Below are 7,234 nucleotides of genomic sequence, written 5' to 3'. Positions count from 1 at the left end.
GCCTTTGGAATATGCAAGATTATATCTTGATGGCAATTTACAGATGTGGGTGGATGCAGAAGATTCATTAGAACTTTATTAAGCAAGAAGTGAAATATTGTTGTAGATCTATCTCATTTCTTGAGGGTTCTTAAGATGCAAGATGATTGCTAATACGCATTTTACAATAGAGTTTAATTTTTAAAACTGTATGGTGGAAAGCAAGTCTGAAATGGCTTGCTTTTTGCTTTACAACGAGGGTGGTTACTGTATAATGAAATATGAAGTAAAAAGCAGTAATTTGATATGAAGCAATAAAGGAAATACATGATGGAAAAATATAAAATTCTAATAGTTGAAGATGATGTTGATTTGAGAGAGGGACTTTCCTTCTCCTTTTCTGGTGATGGATATGATGTGACAGAGACAGGGACAAAAAAGGATGGTTTACAAGAAATCGCAAACGGTGGTTATGATATTGTATTTTTGGATTGTAACCTGCCGGACGGAACGGGCTTTGAACTCTGTAAAGAAGTTCGTAGCTACAGCAATATCCCAATCATTATGCTGACTGCTCGTGATACAGAAATGGATGAGATAAAGGCTTTAGAATTAGGGGTAAATGATTACTTGTCAAAACCATTTTCTCTGGGTGTATTAAAAGCAAGAATGAAGCGGATACTTCAAGAAAAATCTGAAAGTACAAAGATTGTTACAGGTTCATTAAGCATAGACCAGAGTACTTGTAAAGTATATAAAAGAGGTTCAGAAATCTCTCTTAGCAAATTGGAATACCGTCTGTTGGTGTATTTGATTGAAAATAAGAATCATATCCTTTCTAAGGAGCAGATTTTAGAGAAGATATGGGATAGTGATGGAAAATATGTAGATAACAATACGGTGTCTGTGAATATCAGCAGGCTTCGTACAAAGATAGAGGATGATGTATCGAAACCAAAATGGATTCAAACAGTTCATGGAATCGGATATATCTGGAAGGAATAAAGAGATGTGGATTACGATACTTTTAGCAGTGCTTTTGTGTTTGTCGATTGGATATAGCATATATCAAAAAAGAAAAACATATCGCCTGATTGACCGTTTGCTGGACAGTGTGTTAAATCGGGAAATGATTGCAGCTTCTGATGTGGAAGAAGGAGAATATTCTGCCCTTGTCAGTAAAATCAAGCAGATACAGGAAGTGCTTGATAATCACGTGAATAGTGCCGAACAAGAAAAAGAGCAGGTGAAAAGTCTGGTATCTAATATGTCTCATCAATTAAAAACGCCCTTAGCGAATATTTCTCTCTATGCAGAAATCTTAAGTAAAGAGGAAATTACATCAGAACGGAAAACATTGTTTTCTGAAAAAATGCAACGACAGATTGACAAGCTGAGTTGGATTGTGGAGTCTTTATCGAAGATGGTAAAATTGGAGCAAAATATTGATGGCTTTGAAGGAAAAGCAATAGGGATCAAGCAGACGATTTTAGACGCAGTAGATACGCTTTATGAGAAACTGGAAAAAAAGGAAATCAACTTTACATTGGAACCATTTGAGGACAGATTACTGTATCATAATCGAAAATGGACAGCAGAAGTATTTGTAAATTTGTTGGAAAATGCTGTTAAGTACACCGATAGAGGAGGAACTATTTCCATTTGTGTAAAAAGTTATGATTTATACACAGAGATTCAGATTGCAGATAATGGGCGTGGTATCCGGCAGGAGGAAATGACCGATATATTCAAACGATTTTATAGAAGCCCAGAAGTTGAGAATATGGAAGGTTCTGGGATTGGTTTGTATCTTTCTAATCTGATTTTGGAAAAAGAAAAAGGATATATGACGGTAGATTCCGAGTATGGAAAGGGAAGCTGTTTTTCTGTGTTCTTACAAAACTGTAAGAACTAATCATCCGTTTGTAAAGAAATTGCAAGATACGGCAGTTATACTGGATGTATCAAGAAAAGAGGAGTGATGACGGATGAGTATTTTAGAATTACGAAATGTTGAGAAAATATATGGAGAAAAAGATAATCAGGTAAAGGCACTACGGAATATCAATCTAAAAGTAGAAGAAGGCGAGTTTGTTGCCATTGTAGGCACATCTGGTTCAGGCAAATCTACTTGTCTTAATTTAATCGGTGGTCTGGATAATCCGACAAGTGGACAGATTTTTATAAAGAATAAAGAGATTGGTTCTCTTTCAAGAAAAGAACTGACGATTTTCCGTAGAAGAAATATAGGGTTTGTATTCCAGAATTATAGTTTAATGCCTGTGTTGAATGTGTATGATAACGTGGCATTGCCGGTTACATTTGACTGTGGAAAACATATTAACCGCAAATATATCGAAGAATTGTTGCGGGAACTGGGCATTTGGGAGAAACGCAAGAAATATCCAAACGAATTATCCGGCGGTCAGCAGCAAAGAGTTGCAATCGCCAGAGCTTTGGCAAATAAACCGAGTATCCTGCTTTGCGATGAACCGACAGGTAATTTGGACTCAGCCACAACCATTGAGGTTATGGGGTTATTAAAAACGAGTTGTCGTAAGTACAATCAGACGATTCTCATGGTAACGCATAATGAAGCCATTGCACAGACTTGCGACAGAGTAATTCATATTGAAGATGGTCAGATTGTTACAGGAAAGAGAAGATTTCCGGCAAAAGGCGGTGATGTCGTATGTTAAAGCTGGCATGGAAATATATGCGGTATTACAAGAGCCAGACATTTGCAATTTTTGCGAGTATTTTATTAACAGCATCATTGCTTTCCGGGATTTCTTCTTTGATTTACAGCAGTCAGAAAAGTGATCTGGCGAACAGCAAAACTATTTACGGAGACTGGCATTATTATATTGAAACGGATAAGGAACTTTTTAATTCTGTAGAAAGCGGTGAGAAAGGAAAAGGATATACGCTGGAACAGTGTGGAAAAATGGAAATCCGTGACGTTGTGGCAGAAGAATTTATGATCTGTTTTATCCATGCCGATGAAACTTATCGTCAAATGGCACACAGAGACTTGTTGGAAGGAACATTCCCTGAGAAAGAAAATGAAATTGCAGCGGATGGATTTGTGCTTAGTAATCTTGGATTTTCAGGGAATTTAGGAGATTCCCTTCGCATTGGTGAAAAAGAGTATATTGTTACTGGTGTTCTGAAAAGCGAATGGGCGGCAAGTTCCAGTGAAATGGAAGTTTTTGTAAGTGATTCTTTTAAAGGTCGAGGAAGCCAGACGTTTTTATATCTCAGTTTTAATGAAGATGAGAAGTTATATAAACAGTTGGATGCTTTTTTACAGGAACATAAATTATCTTCTGAATCGGTAGCAGAAAATGATGAAGTAATACAGTATCTTGGCGGAGAAGCACCAAGCAGCATTTCTGAAATCGTGAAATTTGGTCTGTTTGAAGAAGAAGGAAACTTCACTTATATCGTTTTGAAATTGCAGAGCGACTACAATCTGGCTTACAACGGAATGATTTTCCTGTTATGTCTGTTCAGTCTTTTCGTAGTTTACAGCGTATTCAGTATTTCTGTATCGAAGAGAACTTCTGAGTACGGAATATTACAGACATTAGGTATCAGTGAAGCGCAGATTGGTGGCACCTTACTTTTGGAACTTTGGACGTTATTTTTCATTGGATATCCGTTAGGATGTCTTTTAGGAAATGGTGTTTTAAGCCTTATGTATCAGAAATTTAGCGGTGTATTTGGTGGAAAAGGAATCAGTGGAGCAGGGAATGGTCTTTCTGTTGCGGACCATACGTTAGCAGAAGGAGAAAATACAGTAGAGTTTTTTGTTTCAAAGGAAGCTGTTGTGTTTGGTTTTGTATTTCTACTGATTTCGTTAGCACTCGTTGCCTTTCTCGTGGTTCGTTCCATGCGGAAAGATTCGCTGAAAACTGTGATGAGTGGAGATACTTCTTTTGTAAAAAGAAGAAAAATATACGCTATGCGAAATGTTAATATGGCAAATGTAGTGGTGCGGAAATTCATGTTTGCCAATAAACGAAAGGTAATAGGGATTTTATTATCCTTGTCTATCGGCGGTTGCATTTTCTTATGTACCACCTATATGGTAGAAAATTTGAAGGTTCACGCAGAACTTTCGCTGATATCGGATGATGGGCTTGGTTCTGAGTACCGTATTTCTTTAAAATCTGACTCGCTGAAGGATACGATTCCGGAGGCGGTAGCAGATAAGATTAAAAACATGCCGGAAACAGAGAATGTATATGCGACAAAGTATACGATGGGGGAATTACAGATTTCCAAAAACGAATTTTTGTCAGAAGAAGAATGGAGTGACTATTTCAAATATCAAAATCAGGAGCCGTATTATATCCAGAGATATGATGGGATCTGTAAGCAGCAGGAAGATGGAAATTATCGGATTAAATATAATGTGTACGGTTACGATGAAGCGATGATAGAACAGCTTCGGGATTTTATTCTGGAGGGAGAGATTCAGCCGGAAACAATAAAGAATAATAATCAAGTGATTGTGACGGCGAATATGGACGGTCAGGGAAATTACTTTTTTTATGGAAAGAAGCCGGGCGATACCATTACTCTTCGAGTACCAAAGACAGAAAACTATACAGATGAACTGTTAAAATTCCAAAGTGGCGAAGAAAACTATATTGAAAAAGAGTTTGAGATTGCGGCAATCGTAAACAGACCGTTGGCGCAGGAGAAAGATTTTCTGAATACAGAAGTCTGGAAAAATGCGCAGAGTGTGATTATGACAGGCGAACAGATGGAAGAAAACTTTGGAATTACAGATTATAGTTTTATCAATGCATCGCCGGCTGATAGTGCGGATGCAAAGATCGTGAGCAATCAGTTATTACAAGTAATCCGAGATGTTCCCAAGGCAGTATTGCAGGATTATACGACCGCAATTGCAACACAGAAAGGTTATCTTGGACAGCAGCAGATCTTCTTTTCCAGTATTGCAGTGATTCTGCTGATTATCAGCCTGTTCCATATCGTAAACAGCATGAGTCATACGATTCTGACCAGAAGAAGAGAGTACGGGATTATCAGAGCAATAGGGATTACGGACGGCGGATTTTACAAGATGATTTTACAGACAGGTATTCTGTATGGATTGTTGGCGGATGTATTTATCTATCTTATTTATAACAGAGTTCTTCGCAGAGTGATGAATTATTATCTGGCTCATGTGCTGCAGTTTTTACATTATACTACTAATATTCCGAATCTGGTTCTGAATGGAATTATGGTGCTGAATGTAGTGATTGCAGTAGTGGCAGTAATGTTTCCGGCTTGGAAGATGGGAAAAGAGAATATCATAAGTGAGATTAGAAGATAGATTTATAATCAGGATTTTTAGAATTTCTTTAGTGGTTAGTATCATTGGATATAGCAATAGAATTAGAGAGAATACCCAATCTTTATAAGTAACCAGAGGGCGACAGTAAAATACTGCCGCCCTTTCTTTTATCGGTTTGTCCAGTAAAGAGTGTTCAGATAACACCGGATTCCAAGATATATTCCCTGTATAAATAATAAAAGAAACAAAAGATTTATGGGCATTACTTTTTTGATTGATTCTCCAAAATAAATGACAATAGCAACACTTGTCAGTATCATTAGTAGAGTAATAACATCCCAACAGTTTTTCTTATATAATTCTATAACCTTTATTTCTATCAGTATCGCCAGCATCCCTGTTCCTGCTACGTATATTCCTACAATCAATATTAGCAATAACCAATATACCATTCCGGCTATAAAAGCATTTGGAATTTTTGTACTAATCTGTGCCGCAGAATGCCCGGCATCAATCGTCCATCCGACAAAGGTTTGTATGAATGATGCTAAATCATTGAAGAATGATTTACAATCGACAAGGAACATATCTGACTGTACTGCCTGAAAAAGAGTGGTTGTCAACGAATACCATGCAAGAAGGAACAAGGTTGTTTGGAACATTACCGTTTTTGCTTTATATTGTCCTGCAAGTCGCTCTTTTTGTGTTTCGTATTTCGCTTTTTCATTCTGATAGGCTGTCCGGTCACAGGCTTCACATTTTTCATAGAGTACCGGCTTTTCTACCGGTATTTCTACGATTTTCTGATGTGTCCGGGCATAATCCCGTTCCTGTGTTAAATAGCATATTTTATCTTGACATTCCTCTATCATGACGTTTGCGCTTCGCAACTTCTCTTTCTCGATCCGCAATGCTCTGTCTGCCAGCTTCAAGTCGTTCTTTAATGCTTGAATATTCCCGGCTCTGTTCTCTTTGTTTAATTTCTCGTTCAAGGTCAGAGATTCGCTGAGCTGCGTCTTCAGTTCCACGATAAGCTGTTCTTTCTGTTCTAGTTCTTCTTGTATCTCCTCGGTCAAGAGCAGAAGTTCTTCCAACTGTTCGGCGTTCTTTGATTCTCTGGATTCGTTCATCTATATCACGTCCTTTCTCTATCTGCTGTTCCAGTTCAGCAATTCGGTGTTCTGTTTCAGTAATAAACTGTTTTCGCTGTTCAGCTTCTGTGCCAATTTCTGCCATTGCTGATTTTCGTTTTCCAAAAGCTCTATCTTCGTTTTCTGTTCTTCCATCTTGGAAAGCAGTTCCTCGGTATTTGGCAAAATGTTGAGCAGCTCGGATAACTCGTTGTTTAATTTTTGTAATTTCTGATTCTGTTTTTGCATAAGAGAGAGTTGAGTGTCCCGGTTCTGCATTTCCAGAATCATTTCTGCCATTAGGTTCTGCTGTTCTTCGATTTGACCAATCATGGATTCCATTAAGGGTATAATTTCCCGGCTTTCTTCTAATGTCATTTAATCGCTCCTTCCATAATGATAATGCACCCGATACTTTCCCAAAGGTGTTTAGTATCTTTTGCAATAACGTGTTTTGTTGTTTTATGATTTGATTTTCCGCTACTTTCCACGAGCCTTTTATTTCCTGCCCGGCAAAAAACTTTTGTTCAATCTTTCTTGCGTCAGCTCCTTCATGGATGGTAGGAATCTGGAGTTTTCCCTGCTTTTCATAAGAACGATGATCAACTTGATTATGCAAAGGCAGATGTTCATTACATACCTTTGCCCATTCACTCCGCCACAGTTCACAATTTTTTGGATTGTTCCATCCAGTAGCATCGGTCAGCACCCGTTTCCATTGCAGGCGGTTTCTTGCTCCAATCTTCTGAATTCCGTTTTCGTCTAATACAGGGATACGGATTCCATGACGGTCAGGGTTTTTCTTATCCTG

General features: G+C 37.9%; 6 protein-coding genes and 1 pseudogene. 5 read left to right on the top strand and 2 right to left on the bottom strand.

The annotated features are described in order from the left end of the window. From NE638_RS17180 to NE638_RS17160, 5 genes and pseudogenes are all read left to right on the top strand, one after another. Positions 1-82, top strand: a pseudogene (locus tag NE638_RS17180) (DUF6061 family protein); the annotation flags it as partial. A 227-nt stretch (positions 83-309) separates the two neighbouring features. Beyond that, positions 310-984, top strand: a complete 675-nt coding sequence (locus tag NE638_RS17175; protein WP_008707461.1) for a response regulator transcription factor — start codon at positions 310-312, stop codon at positions 982-984. A 4-nt stretch (positions 985-988) separates the two neighbouring features. Beyond that, positions 989-1,894 carry a sensor histidine kinase gene (locus tag NE638_RS17170; RefSeq protein WP_055066700.1) on the top strand — a complete coding sequence of 302 codons (906 nt, stop codon included), beginning with the start codon at positions 989-991 and terminating at the stop codon, positions 1,892-1,894. Between the two features lie 73 nt (positions 1,895-1,967). Then, positions 1,968-2,678, top strand: a complete 711-nt coding sequence (locus NE638_RS17165; RefSeq protein ID WP_008707470.1) for an ABC transporter ATP-binding protein — start codon at positions 1,968-1,970, stop codon at positions 2,676-2,678. After that, the gene (locus NE638_RS17160) at positions 2,672-5,332 is read left to right on the top strand and encodes an ABC transporter permease (protein ID WP_008707471.1); all 2,661 of its coding nucleotides are present in this window, start codon (positions 2,672-2,674) and stop codon (positions 5,330-5,332) included. Before NE638_RS17165 ends, NE638_RS17160 begins: the two co-directional genes overlap by 7 nt. A 128-nt stretch (positions 5,333-5,460) precedes the next feature. Here NE638_RS17160 and NE638_RS17155 read toward each other — a convergent pair whose 3' ends face one another. Both NE638_RS17155 and NE638_RS17150 read right to left on the bottom strand, forming a co-directional pair. Further along, positions 5,461-6,165, bottom strand: coding sequence for a DUF6040 family protein (locus NE638_RS17155; protein WP_173746804.1), 705 nt, complete (start codon positions 6,163-6,165; stop codon positions 5,461-5,463). Then, positions 6,143-7,234 (bottom strand): MobA/MobL family protein (locus tag NE638_RS17150; RefSeq protein ID WP_173746802.1); only part of this gene is annotated, 1,092 nt, incomplete at its 5' end. The genes NE638_RS17155 and NE638_RS17150, both read right to left, overlap by 23 nt.

The sequence above is a fragment of the Blautia sp. MSK.18.38 genome, from assembly GCF_024460535.1.
In the GTDB taxonomy this organism is placed as follows: domain Bacteria; phylum Bacillota; class Clostridia; order Lachnospirales; family Lachnospiraceae; genus Blautia_A; species Blautia_A fusiformis.
This window is presented reverse-complemented; position numbering and strand designations above follow the sequence as displayed.

Coding starts and splice junctions, on each gene's coding strand:
- NE638_RS17175 (WP_008707461.1), top strand. CDS start 310: ATGGAAAAATATAAAATTCTAATAGTTGAAGATGATGTTGATTTGAGA.
- NE638_RS17160 (WP_008707471.1), top strand. CDS start 2,672: ATGTTAAAGCTGGCATGGAAATATATGCGGTATTACAAGAGCCAGACA.
- NE638_RS17170 (WP_055066700.1), top strand. CDS start 989: ATGTGGATTACGATACTTTTAGCAGTGCTTTTGTGTTTGTCGATTGGA.
- NE638_RS17155 (WP_173746804.1), bottom strand. CDS start 6,165: ATGATAGAGGAATGTCAAGATAAAATATGCTATTTAACACAGGAACGG.
- NE638_RS17165 (WP_008707470.1), top strand. CDS start 1,968: ATGAGTATTTTAGAATTACGAAATGTTGAGAAAATATATGGAGAAAAA.